This is a genomic window from Reyranella sp. (genome assembly GCF_004296935.1).
Classification (GTDB): domain Bacteria; phylum Pseudomonadota; class Alphaproteobacteria; order Reyranellales; family Reyranellaceae; genus Reyranella.
This window is the reverse complement of record NZ_SCVH01000147.1, coordinates 35,406-51,647: the sequence shown is the minus strand read 5'-3', so window position 1 is coordinate 51,647 and position 16,242 is coordinate 35,406. Positions and strand designations below refer to the sequence as shown.

The window sequence follows — 16,242 nt, the reverse complement described above, 5'->3', positions numbered from 1 at the left end:
CCTGCCGGTGATGATCGCCGATCCCGCCGACAACGCCGGCGGTGGCGCGCCCTCGGACAACACCGACATCCTGCGCCACCTGATCGCGAACAAGGTCGAGAACGCCTGCCTCGGGCCGATCTGGGATCCGATCGCCGTCCGCATCTGCTTCGACGCCGGTCTTGGCGCGAAGATCGGCCTGCGCTTCGGCGGCAAGATCGCGCCGTCCTCGGGACAGCCGGTGGATGCCGTGGTCGAGATCATCGGCCTCAAGCGTGACGCCTGGCAGCGGTTTGGACCGACGCAGGTGCCGGTTGGCGATTGTGCCGCAGTGCGAGTCGATGGTGTCGATGTCGTGCTGATCACCAAGCGCACCCAGGCGACCGGGTTGGAACTCTTCACGAATCTTGGCATCGATCCTGCACAAAGGAAGATCGTCGTTGTGAAGTCGACCAATCACTTCATGGCGGCTTACGGACCGATCGCCAAGAAGGTGATTTATGTCGAATCCAGTGGTCCGCTCAGGCGCGACCACCGCAAGGTGCCCTATACGAAGGTGCAACGGCCGATCTGGCCGCTCGATCCCGATGCAAGGCCGCGTGGGCTCATTTCCTAGTGTCGTGTTGGGCGTCGTGCTGGACAATCATGAGCAGCGCTTAGCATACTCGCTGCGGGGAGCTTAGGGAGACGATCGCATGTTGAAACGTATTCTCGCGGGCGCCGTGGCGCTGGTCGTTCCGTTTGCGGCGGCCCATGGGCAGGCCCAGGAGAAAGTCCTGCGGGCGGTGATGCATGCCGACGTGCGTGTCATCGATCCGATCTGGACCACCCAGACCATTGCCAGCATCCACGGCATGCTGATCTACGACACGCTGTTCGGAAATGACGCCAACCTGAAGCCGCAGCCGCAGATGGTCGGCAAGTACGAGGTGAGCCCGGACCGGCTCACCTACACCTTCACCTTGCGCGACGGTCTCAAGTTCCATGACGGCACGCCCGTCACCACCAAGGACGTCATGGCCTCGCTCAAGCGCTGGGGCTCCAAGGACGGTGTCGGCATCCGGTTGTTCTCCTATGTGGTCAAACAGGAGGCGGTCGACGACAAGACCTTCAAGATGATCCTGAAGGAACCCTACGGCATGGTGCTGGAGTCGCTCGGCAAGAGCGGCAGTTCGGTCGCCGTCATCATGCGCGAGCAGGAGGCGCTCACCGACCCGCAGCAGCAGGTCAAGGAGGCGATCGGCTCCGGCCCCTACAAGTTCGCCAAGGAGCAGTGGGTTCCCGGCAGCAAGGCCGTCTATCTCAAGAACAAGGATTATGTGCCGCGCCCCGGCAACGAGCCGCCGTCGTCCTTCGCCGGCAGCAAGATCCCGGGTGTCGACCGCATCGAGCTGGTGTGGATCTCCGATCCGCAGACGGCGATGTCGGCCCTGGTCAACGGCGAGATCGACTTCTACGAGGCGCCCAACAACGACTTCCTGCCGATCCTGGCCAAGGCCAAGGGCGTCAAGCTGATGATGACCGGCAAGATCGACGGCACGCAGGGCATGATCCGGCTCAACCATCTCCATCCGCCGTTCAACAACGTCAAGGCGCGGCAGGCGATGTACCACCTGATCAACCAGGAGGATTTCCTGCGCGCCATCGTCGGCAATCCGGAATTCTACCGGGTCTGCCACGGCCTGCTGACCTGCGGTGGCCCCTACGAGAACACCGGCGGCTCCGCTTTCCTGAAGGACTACAATCCCAAGAAGGCGCTGCAGCTCATGAAGGAGGCCGGCTACAAGGGTGAGCCGATCACCGTGCTGTTCACCACCGACCACAACACCATCACGCCGGCAACCCAGGTGCTGGTGCAGGCGATGCGCGAGGCGGGCCTGAACGTCGATGCCCAGTCGATGGACTGGGGCTCGGTCGTCTCGCGCCGCGCCAAGAAGGATCCGCCGGCCCAGGGCGGCTGGAACATCTTCGTCACCACGACCGGCGGTGTCGGCGCGTCAAATCCGGTGTTGCACACTTGGATAGGTGCTGCCTGCGACAAGGGCCTGTTCGGCTGGCCGTGCGATCCGGAGATCGAGAAGCTGCGCAACGCCTTTGCGTTTGCCCAGACCGATGAAGAGCGCAAGAAGATCGCGACCGATCTTCAGACGAAGGCGATGGAGCAGGTTGTCTACATCCCATTCGGGCAATGGAACACGCCGCTCGCCTTCCGCGCCGACAAGATCGACGGGGTCGTGCCCAACACCGGCCTTGCGGTTCTGTGGGGCATTACCAAGAAGTGATGCTTCTTCCGAGGCGGCGCGCATGACCGCCTATATCGTGCGCCGACTGTTCGCCACCCTGCCCGTGATGGCAGTGGTGGCGCTGTTCGTGTTCTTCCTCCTGCGGTTTGCGCCGGGCGATCCGGCCGCGATCATCGCCGGCGAGGACGCCACGGCCGAGGCGATCGCGGCTGTCCGCGCCAAGCTTGGACTCGACCGGCCGATGGTCGAGCAGTTCTTTGTGTGGATCCTGCAACTGCTGCAGGGCGACATGGGCGTGTCGATCTTCTCCAACCTGGCCGTCACGCGCCTGATCTCGCAGCGTCTCGAACCTACTGTGGCGCTCACGCTGTCCACCCTGTTCGTGGCCGTGGCGCTGGCCATTCCCATCGGTGTCGTGGCGGCGTGGAAGGCCCGCAAACTGGTCGACCGCCTGGTCATGGGCTTCGCCGTGCTGGGCTTTGCCATGCCGGTGTTCGTGCTGGCCTATATCCTGATCTATTTCTTCGCCGTGCAGTGGCAGCTCCTCCCGGTGCAGGGTTATCGCCCGATCGCCGAGGGCCTGTGGCCGTTCGTCGAGTGCCTGATCCTGCCGTCGGTGGCGCTGGGCGTGACCTACATGGCGCTGATTGCCCGCATTACGCGGGCCTCGATGCTCGAGGTCCTGGCGCAGGATTACATCCGCACCGCCAATGCCAAGGGACTGGCCACCGACCGCGTGCTGCTGCTGCATGCGCTCAAGAACGCCGCCGTGCCGATCGTCACCGTGATCGGCATCGGCATTGCGCTGCTGATCTCCGGCGTGGTCATCACCGAGACGGTGTTCAACATCCCCGGCCTCGGCCGTCTCACTGTCGATGCCGTGCTGAAGCGTGACTATCCGGTGGTGCAGGGGCTGATCCTGGTGTTCGCGGCCGCCAAGGTGCTGGTGAACCTGATCATCGACATCTCCTACGCATTCCTCGATCCGCGCATCCGCTACTGACATGACCGCGATCACCGACGACCTCGTCCTGCCGCCGCGCCGCTTCTCGCTGGCGACCGCCATCCGGCGCAATCCCACGATCACCTTCGGCGCCGTCCTGCTGGCGGCGCTGATCATCGTGGCCATCTTCGCGCCCTACATCGCCTACAGCGACCCCTTCAAGATCGCGCCGGTCAACCGTCTGCGCCCGCCGTCGGAGCGCTGGTGGTTCGGCACCGACCAGTTCGGGCGCGACGTCTTTTCCCGCACCGTCTATGGCGCGCGCGTGTCGCTGATCGTCGGTCTCTCGGTCGCGCTGTTTTCCAGTGCGGTCGGCCTCGGTCTCGGCCTGCTGTGCGGCTATTTCCGCAAGGTCGACGGCATCGTCATGCGCGTCATGGACGGGCTGATGGCGATCCCTTCGATCCTGCTCGCCATCGCGCTGATCACGCTGACGCGTCCCAGCCTCGGCATCGTGATCCTGGCCATCGTCATTCCCGAGGTCCCGCGCATCGTGCGCGTCGTGCGTGCCGTCGTGCTGTCGATCCGCAGTCAGCCCTATATCGAAAGCGCCATCGCCGGCGGCACCAAGAATACCAAGCTGCTGCTGCGCCATGTCCTGCCCAACACGCTGGCGCCGCTGATCGTGCAATCGACCTATGTCTGCGCCTCGGCGATGCTGATCGAGGCGGGGCTCTCGTTCCTGGGCGCCGGCGTGCCACCCGAGGTGCCGAGCTGGGGCAACATCATCGCCCAGGGTCGAACCTTCTTCCAGATCGCACCCTGGACGATCCTGATCCCCGGCACGTTCCTCGCCATCACCGTGCTGGCGGTGAATCTGTTGGGCGACGGCTTGCGCGACCGGCTCGATCCGCGCCTGGCGAGGCGCCTGTGAGCGCCACCGCCGGCAACATCCTCGAGGTCCGCGACCTCCAGACCCAGTTCAACACCCTGGACGGCGTGGTCCGCGCTGTCGACGGCGTGTCGTTCGACCTGGCGCGTGGCGAGACGCTCGGCATCGTGGGCGAGTCGGGCTGCGGCAAGTCGGTGACGGCGCTCTCGATCCTGCGCCTGATCCCGCCCGAGACGGGACGCATCGCGGCGGGCTCGATCAAGTTCGAGGGCGAGGAGCTCACGACGCTGGGCGAGGAGGCGATGAAGGGCCTGCGCGGCCATCGCATCTCCATGATCTTCCAGGAGCCGATGACCAGCCTCAATCCGGTGCTGACGGTCGGCACGCAGATCGCCGAGAACGTCGTGCGCCATATGGGTGTGTCGTGGCGGGCGGCGCGCGAGCGGTCATTCGAGATGCTCGACCTGGTGCGCATCGCCGACGCCAGGCGCCGGCTCGACGAATATCCGCACCAGCTCTCGGGCGGCATGCGCCAGCGCGTCATGATCGCCATGGCACTCAGCTGCGATCCGCAGGTGCTGATCGCCGACGAGCCCACCACCGCGCTCGACGTCACCATCCAGGCCCAGATCCTCCAGCTGATGCTCGAGCTCAAGGAAAAGACCGGCACCGCCATCGTGCTGATCACTCACGATCTCGGCGTCGTGGCCGAGACCACCGAGCGCGTCGTGGTGATGTACGCCGGCCGCAAGGTCGAGGAGGCGCCGGTCGAGGCGCTGTTCGGGCAGCCTCTGCACCCCTACACGCGCGGCCTGATGCGGGCGATCCCGCGGCTCGACATCGAGGCCGACGCCGCCGGCACGCGGCCCAGGCTGCAGGAGATTCCAGGGCTCGTGCCGCGGCTCACGCAGCCCATTCCCGGTTGCGCCTTTGCGCCGCGTTGCGGCTTCGCGACCGAACGATGCCACGTCGAGCCACCGCCGCTCGTCGACGTCGGCGCCGGTCACACCGTGGTCTGCTGGGAAGTCGATCGCGTCCGGGCAAGCACACCATGAGCGAGCCGCCGGTCCTCGAGGTTGAAGGCCTCGTAAAACATTTCCCCATCCATGGCGGGCTGCTGCAGCGGCGCGTCGGCGAGGTGAGGGCGGTCGACGGCGTCTCCTTCTCGATCGCCCGCGGCGAGACGTTGGGCCTGGTGGGCGAATCGGGCTGCGGCAAGTCGACCATCGGCAAGACGGTGCTGAAGCTGATCGAACCCACCGCCGGGCGCATCGTGCTGGCCGGCGAGGACATCTCGGCACTGAAGCCCGGTGCCATGTGGGCGCATCGCCGCCGCATCCAGACGATCTTCCAGGATCCTTACTCGTCGATGAACCCGCGCCTGCCCTCGGGCACGATCGTGGGCGAGCCGCTGGAGAATTTCGGCCTCTCGAGCGGCCGCGATACCGACGAGCGCGTCGCCCGCCTGTTCGAGCGCGTGGGACTGAGGCCCGACGCCATGCGCAAGTACGCCCACGAATTCTCCGGCGGCCAGCGCCAGCGGTTGGGCATCGCCAAGGCGCTGGCGGTCAATCCGGACGTGATCGTGGCCGACGAGCCGGTCTCGGCACTCGACGTGTCGGTGCAGGCGCAGGTGCTCAACCTGCTGATCGACCTGCAGGAGGAATTCCGGCTCGCCTATCTCTTCATCAGCCACGATCTGGCGGTGATGCGCCACATCAGCCACCGCATCGCGGTGATGTATCTCGGCCGCATCGTCGAGCTCACGGACAAGCGCACGCTGTTCATGAAGCCGCTGCATCCCTACACCGAGGCGCTCCTGTCGGCGGCCACCGCACCCGATCCCAAGCGGCGCCGGCAGAGGAAGCGCATCGTCCAGGGCGACGTGCCGAGCCCGGCCAATCCGCCGCCCGGCTGCCACTTCCACACGCGCTGTCCCTATGCGATGCCCGAATGCAAGGTCACGGCGCCGCCGCTGATCGAGGTGGCGGAAGGCCACCACGTCGCTTGCCTGCGCCGCCCCGTCGGCGGCGATCCGGGGCCGCTGTCCGTGCGGTAGCGAAGGAACCCGGAAAGCCGGCGATCTGCCGTTGAGGAGCGAAAGCCATGGCGCGAAGGAAATCGCGAGGAAGCGCAGCAAACAAGGGCGGAATGGCGTTCGGGCGCAACCTGATGGTGCTCGGGACGGTGATCTTCGGGATCGGCGCCTATGCGGCTTTCATGGGCGCGATGACCCTGAAATGGCCGCGTGTTTCCGCCACGATCACCAGCGCCGAACTGCTACGGCAAAGCGCGTCGGCCACTCGCCGGACCGGCGGAGCGCAGGAAGAGAGCTGGAACAGCTTTCACGTGCTCTTCCGCTACCGTGTCGCAGACCGCGAATATGTGGCGGGCGGCGTCGAGCCTTACGACCTCGGCATGCAGAACTCCGCCGGCGCGGCGAAGATGAAGGAGCGCCATCCCGTCGGAACGACGCCGAAGTCGCCTACGATCCAGGCAATCCCGCTACCGCCTATCTGGAACCGGGGCCGAGTTCGTTTGCGCTGGCGCTGACGGGCATCGGGTCGTTCATGGTTCTCGTCGGCTTTTGGGTACGCCGCAAGGCCGCCCAGGGGATTGGCGCGATGAATGAGGAAGGTGCCACGGAAAGGGTGACAAAGGCGCTCAACGACGGTGATGCGATTTGAGCGCTATGACTATCGCCTAGCCCCCGGCGCCGTGTCGCGGAGATAGGTGAGGGCGGCCTGAACGCCGCCTGCCTTGTGCGGCACCTTGGCAAGGCCAAGCGCCATCTCGACGCCGGAGAGCGCCCCCATTAGCATCAAATCGTTGAAGTCACCGAGATGGCCGATGCGGAACACCTTGCCCGCGACCTTGCTGAGGCCCTGGCCGAGCGACAGGTTGAAGTTCTCCAGCGCCACCTTGCGGAAGGCGTCGGCATCGTGGCCCTCGGGCATCATGATGGCGGTCAGCGAGCCTGAGCAGGCCTTGGCGTCGCTGCACAGGATTTCGAGACCCCAGGCCGTGACGGCGGCGCGCGTGGCTTCGGCGTGGCGCGCGTGGCGGGCAAAGACGGAGTCGAGGCCCTCCTCCAACAGCATGTCGCAGGCTTCGTTGAGGCCATAGAGCAGGTTGGTGGCCGGCGTGTAGGGGAACCAGCCGTTGGCGTTGGCGGTCAGCATCTCCTCCCAGTTCCAGAAGGCGCGCGGGGTATTGGCGCTCTTCGACGCGGCCAGTGCCTTCTCGCTGATGGCGTTGAAGGAGAGGCCGGGCGGCAGCATCAGGCCCTTTTGCGATCCCGCCACCGTCACGTCGACGCCCCAGGCGTCATGGCGATAGTCGATCGAACCGAGTGAAGAGATCGTGTCGACCAGGAGCAGCGCCGGATGTTTCGCCGCATCGATGGCCTGGCGCACCGCGCTCACGTCGGTCACCACGCCGGTCGAGGTTTCGTTGTGGACGATGCACACGGCCTTGATGGCGTGGCCCTTGTCTTCTTTCAGGCGCTTCTCGATCGCCGCTGGATCGGCGGGTTTGCGCCAGTCGCCGCCCATGAACTCCGACTTGATGCCGAGCTTGTCGGCCATCTTCTTCCACAGTGAGGCGAAGTGGCCGGTCTCCCACATCAGCACCGTGTCGCCCGCCGACAGCGTATTGACGAGGGCGGCTTCCCAGGCGCCGGTGCCGGAGGCGGGGTAGATGATGACCGGCTGCTTGGTCTGGAAAACCTGGCGGACGCTGCGCAGCACCTTCTTGGCCAGCGCGTTGAACTCGGGCCCGCGGTGATCGATCGTCGGATGATCCATCGCCCTCAGGATCCGGTCGGGAACGTTGGTCGGTCCGGGAATCTGGAGGAAGTGGCGTCCGCTGGGATGTGAGTTCAGGCGCATCTGTCTGTCCTTTTCGATCTGCCGTCTTGCATTTTGTATACAATATGCCAAACTGAGTCCAGTGGACGGCTCAAACATCCCTATCGCCCGCCTCACGTTGCCCGAAGCAGCGGCGGAGCGGCTGCGCACCCTGATCATCGAAGGGGCGCTGGCGCCTGGCGCCAAACTGAACGAGCGGGAACTCAGCGAGCAGTTGGGCGTGTCGCGCACGCCGCTGCGCGAGGCCTTCCGCATGCTGGCGGGCGACGGACTGCTGGTGCAGTTGCCCAACCGCGGCACCCAGGTCGTGGCAATGTCGCGCGAGGACGTGCAGCACGCCTTCGAGGTGATGGGCGCGCTCGAGGCATTTGCCGGCGAACTCGCCGTCTCCCGCGTGACCGACGGCGACATCGCCGACCTCCGTGCCCTGCAGGCCGAAATGGAGGCGGCCCATTCGCGCCACGATCTGCCGGCCTACTACCAGATCAATCGCGTCATCCACGATCGGCTGAACGCCATTGCCGCGAATCCGGTGCTCACCCATACCTACCGGACCTTGAACACGCGCCTGCATGCCCTCAGATTCCGGTCCAACCTCAATATCGCGAAATGGAACCAGGCCGTGGCCGAACATCGCGACATGATCGCGGCGCTTGCCGCGCGCGACGGGCCTGCGCTACGTGACGTCCTGATCAAGCACCTGCGTGCCAAGCAGCAGGCGGTGCTGGAAACGATGAACAACGAAAAGATGCCGGGAGGCAATTGACCATGAAGCTCACGTCCACCACCTCGCGCCGCCGCGCCCTCAAGCTGGGTCTCGCGGCCTCGCTCGCGGCACCCTCGATTGCGCGCGCCCAGGCGTGGCCGCCGGGCACCATCACCTGGATCAACCCGTTCCCGGCCGGCGGCGGCACAGACACTTTCGCGCGGCCGCTGGCGGCGCAGGTCGGCGAGCAGCTCGGCTGCCAGATCATCATCGACAACAAGGGTGGCGCGGGCGGCACGGTTGGTGCCTCGCAGGCCGCCAAGATGAAGCCCGACGGCTCGGTGTTCTTCGTCGGCGCCATCCATCACACCATCGCGCCCTCGATCTACAAGAACCTCGACTACGACCTCGAGAAGAACTTCGAGCCGATCACCATGATCGCGCTGGTACCGCAGGTGATCTCGATCAATCCGACAAAGATTCCGGCGAAGACCTATGCCGAATTCCTGGCCTACGTGAAGGCCAACCCCGGCAAGGTGAACTACGCCTCGCCGGGCGCCGGCACGGCGCATCACCTGGCGGGCGAGCTCTACAAACTCGAGACCAAGACCGAGATCACCCATGTGCCCTACCGCGGCGCCGGCCCGGCGATGCAGGATCTGCTCGCCGGCAATGTCGACATGATGTTCGACGGCATGGGCACCTCGGCACAGCAGATCAAGGCGGGCAAGCTGATCGGACTGGCCGTCGCCACGCCCAAGCGCACCACGGAGTTCCCGGACATTCCGGCAGCCGCCGAAGTCGGCGTGCCCAACTGGATCGTATCGACCTGGTACGGCCTGTGGGCCATCAAGGGCACGCCCAAGCCGATCGTCGACCGCATGTACGCCGAGGTGGTGAAGGCGATGGCCAATCCCAAGCTGCAGAAGATCTGGCTGGACCAGACGGCGCAGGTCGGCGGCGAGCAGCCCGCCGACTTCGCCAAGCGCATCCGCGCCGAAATCGAGAAATGGCAGAAGGTCGTCACCGCGGCCGGGGTGAAGCTCGACTGACCCAGCTCGAAGAAACCCTGCGCCGCACGATCAAGGGCGAGGTCCTTTTCGACAAGGCCTCGCGCGGACGCTACTCGACCGACGCCTCGATCTACCAGATCGAGCCGGTGGGCGTGGTCGTGCCGCGTGACGAGATCGATCTCGGCCTCGTCATCGACGTCGCGCGCGACGCCAAGGCCGCAATCCTGCCGCGCGGCGCGGGCACGTCGCAGTGCGGCCAGACGGTGGGCGAGGCGCTGGTCGTCGATGTCTCGAAGTACCTGCGCGAGGTCGTGGGCTTCGATAAGGGCAAGGCCGAGGTCACGGTGCAGCCGGGCGTCGTGCTCGACCAGCTCAATGCGTGGCTGAGACCGCACGGCCTCTGGTACCCGGTCGACGTGTCGACCTCGGCGCAATGCACGCTGGGCGGCATGGCGGGCAACAATTCCTGCGGCTCGCGGTCGATCCGCTACGGCAACATGGTCCATAACGTCGCCTCGATCGACGCCATCCTGGCCAACGGCCAGCGGGCGCGCTTCGGCTCGGCCCGGCCCGAGGACATGCCGGCCGGTGTGCGCGAGATCGCCGACAAGGTGGCGGCGCTGGCCTTTGCCGAGAGGGCCGAGATCGAACGCATGTACCCCAAGGTGCTGCGCCGGGTCGGCGGCTACAACCTCGACATCTTCTTTCCGCAGTCGGAGCGGCCCTACACGACCGACAATTCCGTGAACCTGGCGCATCTGCTGGTCGGCAGCGAAGGCACGCTGGCGGTGACCCAGCGGCTCACGCTGAAGCTGGCGCCAGTCCCGAAGCACAAGACCCTGGGCGTGGTGAACTTCGCGAGCTTCCACAAGGCGATGGACAGCGCCCAGCACATCGTGAAGCTGAAGCCCACGGCCGTCGAGCTGGTCGACCGCACCATGATCGAGCTGGCACGCGCCAATCCGGCGTTCCGGCCAGTGATCGAGCGGGCCCTGATCGGTCAGCCCGAGGCGATCCTGCTGGTCGAGTTCGCCGGCGAGACGCGCGAAGATCAGCTTCGCGATCTCGCGCGCCTGGTCGAACTGATGGGCGATCTCGGCCTGCCCGGCAGCGTCGTCGAGATGCCCGAGCCCGGGCCGCAGTCGGCATTGTGGGAGGTCCGAAAGGCCGGCCTCAACATCATGATGTCGATGAAGGGCGACGGAAAGCCCGTGTCCTTCATCGAGGACTGCGCCGTGCCGCTCGAACACCTCGCGGACTACACGCAGCGCCTCACCGATGTCTTCACCAAGCACGGCACGCGCGGCACCTGGTACGCCCATGCCTCGGTCGGCACGCTGCATGTGCGGCCGATCCTCGATATGCGCCGCGAGGGTGCGGCCAAGATGCGGGCGATCGCCGAGGAGGCCTCGGCACTGGTGCGCGAATACAAGGGCGCCTTCTCGGGCGAGCACGGCGACGGGCTGGTGCGCTCGGAGTGGGTGGGCTGGCAGTTCGGCCCGCGGCTCACCAAGGCCTTCGAGGCGGTGAAGGACCTGTTCGATCCGGCGGGAATTATGAATCCCGGCAAGATCGTGCGGCCCTCGCGCATGGACGATCGCTCGCTATTCCGCTTCAAGCCGGACTATGCCGGCATCGACTACAAGCCGGCGCTCGACTGGTCGGCGTGGGACGTCCAGATCGATCCGATGACCGAGGTGACGACGGCGCCCGGCACCGGCGGCGATCCGACCGGCGGCTTCGCGAAGGCCGCCGAGATGTGCAACAACAACGGCCATTGCCGGAAGTTCGACGCCGGCACCATGTGCCCCAGCTTCCGCGTCACGCGGGATGAGAAGCACCTCACCCGGGGCCGCGCCAACACCTTGCGTCTTGCGCTCTCGGGACAGCTCGGCGTCGCCGCGCTCAGCTCCGATACGGTGGCGGCGGCGATGGACCTTTGCGTGAGCTGCAAGGGGTGCAAGCGCGACTGCCCGACCGGCGTCGACATGGCGCGCATGAAGATCGAGGCCAAGTCGGCGCGCCGAATGGCCAAGGGCCTCAGGTTGCGCGACCGGCTGATCGGCGACCTGCCGGGAACGGCGCCGTGGGCGCGGCGCCTGCCGTGGCTGTTCAATGCCGCCTGGTTCGTGCAGTCCTACCTGGGCTTCGCCAAGCAGCGCAGGCTGCCACAGTGGCGGCGCGACACCTTCCTCACCACGACCGACGTCGATGCGGCCGACGCCACGGTGGTGATCTTCGCCGATACCTTCTCCAACAATTTCGAGCCCGAGATCCTGCATGCCGCGCGGCGGGTGCTGGAGGCGGCGGGCCATCGCGTCGCCGTCGCCTGGCCGACCATTGGCGCGCGCGCGCTCTGCTGCGGCCGCACCTATCTGGCAACCGGTCAGGTCGAGCAGGCGAAGCAGGAGGCGATGCGGCTCTTGCAGGCGCTGGTGCCGTTCGTGGTCAAGGGCGTGCCGGTGATCGGCCTCGAACCGTCCTGCCTGTTCACCTTGCGCGACGAGTTCCTGGCGATAGGCCTCGGCGAAGAAGCCGAGGCGGTGGCGAAGAACGCCTTCCTGTTCGAGGAGTTCCTCGTCCGCGAGAAGAAGGCCGGCCGGCTCGCGCTCACCCTCAAGCCGCTGCCCGAGAAGAGCGCGCTGCTGCACGGCCACTGCCACCAGAAAGCGTTCGGTGCGATGAGCGCCGTTCAGGAGGCGCTGTCGCTGGTGCCCGAGCTTGCCGTGAGCCCGATCGAATCGAGCTGCTGCGGCATGGCCGGCAGCTTCGGCTACGAGGCCGAGCACTATGAGACGTCGATCGCGATGGCCGAGCTCTCGCTGCTGCCGGCGGTGCGCAAGGCCGATGCCAACGCGCTCGTCGTCGCCGACGGCACTTCGTGCCGCCATCAGATCGCCGATGGCACGGATCGACAGGCGATACACGTCGCTCAGGTACTCGAGCGCGCGTTGGTCTGATCGGCGGCGCGCAGGGCGGGGTTTGCAGCCACGCACGCGCTGTGGCACCGTCGCCGGCACATGCAAAGACCCAGAAATCCCTACTCCTCCGCGGACATCGACCGCGCCAGCCACGAACGCGAAGACGAAGAACGGATGATCGAACTCGCCTCGTCGGGCGAGGCGCGGTTCGTTCCCATCGACTCCGAAAAGAACCTGGTCAAGACCGGCGGCAATCCCGAGGCGGTGTTCCTGCAGGGCATGATGGCCCGCGCGGTGGCGAGCGCCGCCGACACCCAGATCTTCCTGGGCTATGTCGAGGGCACGCCCTATTTCGCGGTCGACGTCACCGGTAAGGAGACGCCGCTCGGTGAACTGGGCGAGTTCGTCGACCTGCGCCAGGTAGGCCCGCTCCTGTTCGCGCGCGAGGGCTCGGTGCTGGCCTATGCCCGCGGCATGACCTACTGGCATCGCCGCCACCGCTACTGCGGCGTCTGCGGCGCCTCGACCAAGATCACGCGCGGCGGCCATGTCCGCATGTGCACCAACGAGAGCTGCAAGACCGAGCATTTTCCCCGGACCGATCCTGCGGTGATCATGCTGGTCCATCACGGCGACAAGTGCCTGCTGGGACGCGGCAAGCATTTCCCGCGCGGTATGCATTCGACCCTGGCGGGCTTCGTCGAGCCCGGCGAGAGCTTCGAGGACGCCGTCGCGCGCGAGGTCTACGAAGAGGTGAAGGTGCGCGTGAACAACGTCATCTACCGCTCCTCGCAGCCCTGGCCGTTCCCGGCCTCGGTGATGATCGGCTTCCACGCCGAAGCGGAGTCCATGGAATTCAGTGTCAACGAATCCGAGCTTGAGAGCGCGCGCTGGCTTTCGCGCGAGGAGCTCCGGCCAGAGAACATGCCCAAGGACGGCTCGTTCTTCATGCCGCGCCGCGATTCCATTGCCCGCCGCCTGATCGAGGAATGGCTGGGCCACGAGGCCGGCGCGTCGATCAACGGCTGACAGACAGGAACAAGGACGACGATGACCGCCCAGCTCTTCACGCCCGTCGAGGTCGGCGGCGTCACGCTGCCCAACCGCATCGTCGTCTCGCCGATGTGCCAGTACGCCGCCGTCGACGGCAGCGCCCAGCCCTGGCACCAGGTGCATTACGGCATGCTCGCCATGTCGGGCGCCGGCCTGCTCTGCCTCGAGGCCACGCACGTCGAGCGCGAGGGTCGCATCACCCAGGGTTGCCTCGGCCTCTATAGCGACGAGAACGAGGTGGCGCTGAAGCCCGTCGTCGAATGGGTGAGGGGCTGGATGCCCCATGTGAAACTCGGCATCCAGCTCGCCCACGCCGGCCGCAAGGCCTCGGCGCAGCGGCCGTGGAAGGGTGGCGGGCCGCTCACGCTGGCCGATGCGCCCGACCTGCCGTGGACGACTTTCTCTGCGTCGGCCATCCCCTACGATCCGGCCGTCAAGTGGCATACGCCTGTCGCGCTTGATGCCGTTGGGTTGAAGCGCGTGAAGCAGGCCTTCGTCGACGCGACCGAGCGCAGTCTCAGGCTGGGCTTCGACGTGGTCGAGATGCATGGCGCACACGGCTACTGCCTGCATCAGTTCCTCTCGCCGCTCAGCAACCACCGCACCGACGAGTACGGCGGCACCATGGAAAAGCGCCGACGCTTTCCGCTCGAGGTCTTCGAGGCCTGCCGCAAGCTGTGGCCGCGGGACAAGGCGATGGGCATTCGCCTCTCGGCCACCGACTGGGTCGAGGGCGGCCTCACGCTCGAGGATACGATCGAGACGGCGAAGCAGCTGAAGGCGCTGGGCTGCGACTTCGTCGATGTGAGCTCGGGCGGCAACTCGCCGGCCCAGAAGATCCAGGTCGGTCCCGGATATCAGGTCCCGTTCGCCGCCCGCATCCGCCGCGAAGCCGGCATCAAGACCTGGGCCGTGGGCGTCATCACCGAGCCGGAACAGGCCGATCGCATCATCGCCTCGGGCGAGGCCGACTGCACCGTGCATGCGCGCTCCTTCCTGGTCGATCCGCGCTGGGCCTGGAATGCCGCCCGCGCGCTTGGCGTCGAGACGCCGCCGTTGCCGCTGCCGGCGGCCCGTGGCGGCTCGATCCTGGCGTTCAAGCCGTCTCAAGGGATGGCCAAGGCCGCCGAATAGGATCGGACTCGGCAACGATACTGTCACAATCGATCGGAGCCTTGCCCCGGCGGCATTTCCTCATGTCGTGTTGTCGTGTCGGGTGTCGAGATTCGCGCACGCTTCCCCGCCGTGCGGCGGATCGCATACATCAACATCTTGTCGTTCATCCGCCCGATCGGTTGCGTCAGACGATCGGACGCGTGGGTGCGGCGGGCCGAGCGCCCAACCTCCCAGGCTGCTGCGAATTCCGGATCCTGGGCGCGCCACAGATAGGGCGTGGTGCGGTCGACGCCGGCGCAGGCGGCGGCATAGCTCGCCGAGCCGGTGGCGAAGAAGGCACGCAGGAAAGCGAGGCGGCGGCGCTCCGGCGACAGACGCTCGCCGGGCAGGGCATGGATCAGGCGGGGAGTGGTCATGGATAGGATTATAGGCAAAAGGATAGGATAGTCAATGTCGGATTGGGCGTGTGTCCCGCTGGGGCGATGGACAATCGGGACGAGCGCCCCCTAGCTTCAAGTGAGGGGGCAGCCATGGTGGAATGGTGGAGATGGGTGTGGCGGACGGCGAGGATCGTCGTCCTTGGCGTCCTTCTCGCGGTTGGCCTGACCGAACTCCTGATCGCCATCGGTGTTGACGTGTTCGCCACGCCAGTTCTGCGCTCGCCGAAGGTGGCGATCGGCTTGGTGGTCATCGCGTTGTTCTTCGCCGCCTATCAGGCACGGTCGACGGCCACCAACGCCGGGGCCGGCGCTGGCGTAGCTCTCTCCGGGTTTGCCACCGTGCCGTTTATTCTTGTTCCCGCCCTGGAACCGGTGCCGGCCGCGACAACGGCGGGTTTCTGGAAGGGGAGCGTGGCGTGGCAGCTCGAGCGGACCATGACGGTCGATCAGCCCTATTCGATGGTCGTCGTGGTGAGCGGTGCCAAGACGTTCGACCTCAAGGGGTTGGCGCAAACGATGGGCGGCAGCGGCTCTGTGGACGCCAAGGAGGTGGACGTGCCCGATGTGCTCGTGGCGCGCCTGCACGGCCAGCCGCGGTCGGTGTTCTCGGTCGTACCCGAAAAGGACGATCCTCAGACGATAGGTGTTGCTGGCGACATGCGCTGGTCACTGGACGTCACGCCGAAGCAGGAGGGTGCTCAGAAGCTCTTGCTCGAACTCTACGCTGTAGTGAAGCCCCGCGGGGGCCCGGACGCCGTCCAGAACGTCTTCCGCCAGCCCATACCGATCACGGTGGAGGCTGTGGCGTGGTATGCCAGCGTCAGGAGGTGGGCCTTCGGTCTGCTGACCGGGCCGTGGCTGTGGGGGCTCATCGGTGCCGGAATCCTGGGCCTCGCCGGCAAGGAACTGCTCGCCATGGCGCGCCTCTGCCGGCGAAGGATCATCGAGTGGTGGCGCCGACGTCACAGCACGCCTTCCGCCGATCCGTGATGTCCACCGGCCGGTCCGGCCCGGGCATAGTTGCGGGCGCATCGCTCACCGCTTGCCCGCCGCAGTGGAGACGCTAA

General features: G+C 66.3%; 15 protein-coding genes. 13 read left to right on the top strand and 2 right to left on the bottom strand.

Annotated features, from left to right (window positions below; genetic code table 11):
- From EPO55_RS21270 to EPO55_RS21240, 7 genes are all read left to right on the top strand, one after another.
- Window positions 1-595, top strand: a 595-nt coding sequence (locus tag EPO55_RS21270) for an MlrC C-terminal domain-containing protein (protein WP_296339272.1), incomplete at its 5' end; no start/stop codon positions are given.
- A 79-nt stretch (window positions 596-674) separates the two neighbouring features.
- Window positions 675-2,261, top strand: a complete 1,587-nt coding sequence (locus EPO55_RS21265; protein ID WP_296339271.1) for an ABC transporter substrate-binding protein — start codon at window positions 675-677, stop codon at window positions 2,259-2,261.
- A 22-nt stretch (window positions 2,262-2,283) separates the two neighbouring features.
- Window positions 2,284-3,225: an ABC transporter permease gene (locus EPO55_RS21260; RefSeq protein ID WP_296339270.1), complete on the top strand. Its 942-nt coding sequence runs from the start codon at window positions 2,284-2,286 to the stop codon at window positions 3,223-3,225.
- A 1-nt stretch (window position 3,226) separates the two neighbouring features.
- Window positions 3,227-4,099 carry an ABC transporter permease gene (locus EPO55_RS21255; RefSeq protein WP_296339269.1) on the top strand — a complete coding sequence of 291 codons (873 nt, stop codon included), beginning with the start codon at window positions 3,227-3,229 and terminating at the stop codon, window positions 4,097-4,099.
- Complete coding sequence (locus tag EPO55_RS21250) at window positions 4,096-5,112, top strand: ABC transporter ATP-binding protein (protein ID WP_296339267.1); 1,017 nt, start codon at window positions 4,096-4,098, stop codon at window positions 5,110-5,112. Before EPO55_RS21255 ends, EPO55_RS21250 begins: the two co-directional genes overlap by 4 nt.
- Window positions 5,109-6,116: an ABC transporter ATP-binding protein gene (locus EPO55_RS21245; RefSeq protein WP_296339266.1), complete on the top strand. Its 1,008-nt coding sequence runs from the start codon at window positions 5,109-5,111 to the stop codon at window positions 6,114-6,116. Before EPO55_RS21250 ends, EPO55_RS21245 begins: the two co-directional genes overlap by 4 nt.
- 47 nt (window positions 6,117-6,163) lie before the next feature.
- Window positions 6,164-6,610: a hypothetical protein gene (locus EPO55_RS21240; RefSeq protein ID WP_296339265.1), complete on the top strand. Its 447-nt coding sequence runs from the start codon at window positions 6,164-6,166 to the stop codon at window positions 6,608-6,610.
- Window positions 6,611-6,753: 143 nt separating this feature from the next.
- Here EPO55_RS21240 and EPO55_RS21235 read toward each other — a convergent pair whose 3' ends face one another.
- Window positions 6,754-7,947, bottom strand: a complete 1,194-nt coding sequence (locus EPO55_RS21235; RefSeq protein ID WP_296339264.1) for an aminotransferase class V-fold PLP-dependent enzyme — start codon at window positions 7,945-7,947, stop codon at window positions 6,754-6,756.
- Between the two features lie 61 nt (window positions 7,948-8,008).
- Between EPO55_RS21235 and EPO55_RS21230 the strand changes: the two genes are divergently transcribed.
- From EPO55_RS21230 to EPO55_RS21210, 5 genes are read left to right on the top strand one after another with little or no spacing between them, the layout of a single operon-like run.
- Window positions 8,009-8,692, top strand: a complete 684-nt coding sequence (locus EPO55_RS21230) for a GntR family transcriptional regulator (RefSeq protein ID WP_296339263.1) — start codon at window positions 8,009-8,011, stop codon at window positions 8,690-8,692.
- Window positions 8,693-8,694: 2 nt separating this feature from the next.
- On the top strand, window positions 8,695-9,684 hold the full coding sequence (locus EPO55_RS21225) for a tripartite tricarboxylate transporter substrate binding protein (protein ID WP_296339262.1): 990 nt from the start codon (window positions 8,695-8,697) through the stop codon (window positions 9,682-9,684).
- Window positions 9,642-12,605 carry an FAD-binding and (Fe-S)-binding domain-containing protein gene (locus tag EPO55_RS21220; protein WP_296339261.1) on the top strand — a complete coding sequence of 988 codons (2,964 nt, stop codon included), beginning with the start codon at window positions 9,642-9,644 and terminating at the stop codon, window positions 12,603-12,605. The genes EPO55_RS21225 and EPO55_RS21220 overlap by 43 nt, the downstream gene beginning before the upstream one ends.
- A gap of 60 nt (window positions 12,606-12,665) precedes the next feature.
- A complete protein-coding gene (gene nudC / locus EPO55_RS21215; RefSeq protein ID WP_296339260.1) occupies window positions 12,666-13,595 on the top strand; it encodes an NAD(+) diphosphatase in 930 nt (309 codons plus the stop codon).
- A 21-nt stretch (window positions 13,596-13,616) separates the two neighbouring features.
- Complete coding sequence (locus EPO55_RS21210) at window positions 13,617-14,753, top strand: NADH:flavin oxidoreductase/NADH oxidase (protein WP_296339259.1); 1,137 nt, start codon at window positions 13,617-13,619, stop codon at window positions 14,751-14,753.
- 23 nt (window positions 14,754-14,776) lie between these two features.
- Here EPO55_RS21210 and EPO55_RS21205 read toward each other — a convergent pair whose 3' ends face one another.
- Window positions 14,777-15,151, bottom strand: a complete 375-nt coding sequence (locus EPO55_RS21205) for a hypothetical protein (protein ID WP_296339258.1) — start codon at window positions 15,149-15,151, stop codon at window positions 14,777-14,779.
- A 114-nt stretch (window positions 15,152-15,265) separates the two neighbouring features.
- On the opposite strand from EPO55_RS21205, the gene EPO55_RS21200 reads away from it, so the two are divergent.
- A complete protein-coding gene (locus EPO55_RS21200; protein WP_296339257.1) occupies window positions 15,266-16,165 on the top strand; it encodes a hypothetical protein in 900 nt (299 codons plus the stop codon).
- The last annotated feature ends 77 nt before the right edge of the window (window positions 16,166-16,242 follow it).

Bases quoted from the DNA above. Each gene is read 5' to 3' on its own strand.
- EPO55_RS21265 (WP_296339271.1), top strand. From the start codon at position 675: ATGTTGAAACGTATTCTCGCGGGCGCCGTGGCGCTGGTCGTTCCGTTT.
- EPO55_RS21260 (WP_296339270.1), top strand. From the start codon at position 2,284: ATGACCGCCTATATCGTGCGCCGACTGTTCGCCACCCTGCCCGTGATG.
- EPO55_RS21255 (WP_296339269.1), top strand. From the start codon at position 3,227: ATGACCGCGATCACCGACGACCTCGTCCTGCCGCCGCGCCGCTTCTCG.
- EPO55_RS21245 (WP_296339266.1), top strand. From the start codon at position 5,109: ATGAGCGAGCCGCCGGTCCTCGAGGTTGAAGGCCTCGTAAAACATTTC.
- EPO55_RS21240 (WP_296339265.1), top strand. From the start codon at position 6,164: ATGGCGCGAAGGAAATCGCGAGGAAGCGCAGCAAACAAGGGCGGAATG.
- EPO55_RS21235 (WP_296339264.1), bottom strand. From the start codon at position 7,947: ATGCGCCTGAACTCACATCCCAGCGGACGCCACTTCCTCCAGATTCCC.
- EPO55_RS21225 (WP_296339262.1), top strand. From the start codon at position 8,695: ATGAAGCTCACGTCCACCACCTCGCGCCGCCGCGCCCTCAAGCTGGGT.
- EPO55_RS21220 (WP_296339261.1), top strand. From the start codon at position 9,642: ATGGCAGAAGGTCGTCACCGCGGCCGGGGTGAAGCTCGACTGACCCAG.
- nudC (WP_296339260.1), top strand. From the start codon at position 12,666: ATGCAAAGACCCAGAAATCCCTACTCCTCCGCGGACATCGACCGCGCC.
- EPO55_RS21210 (WP_296339259.1), top strand. From the start codon at position 13,617: ATGACCGCCCAGCTCTTCACGCCCGTCGAGGTCGGCGGCGTCACGCTG.
- EPO55_RS21205 (WP_296339258.1), bottom strand. From the start codon at position 15,151: ATGACCACTCCCCGCCTGATCCATGCCCTGCCCGGCGAGCGTCTGTCG.
- EPO55_RS21200 (WP_296339257.1), top strand. From the start codon at position 15,266: ATGGTGGAATGGTGGAGATGGGTGTGGCGGACGGCGAGGATCGTCGTC.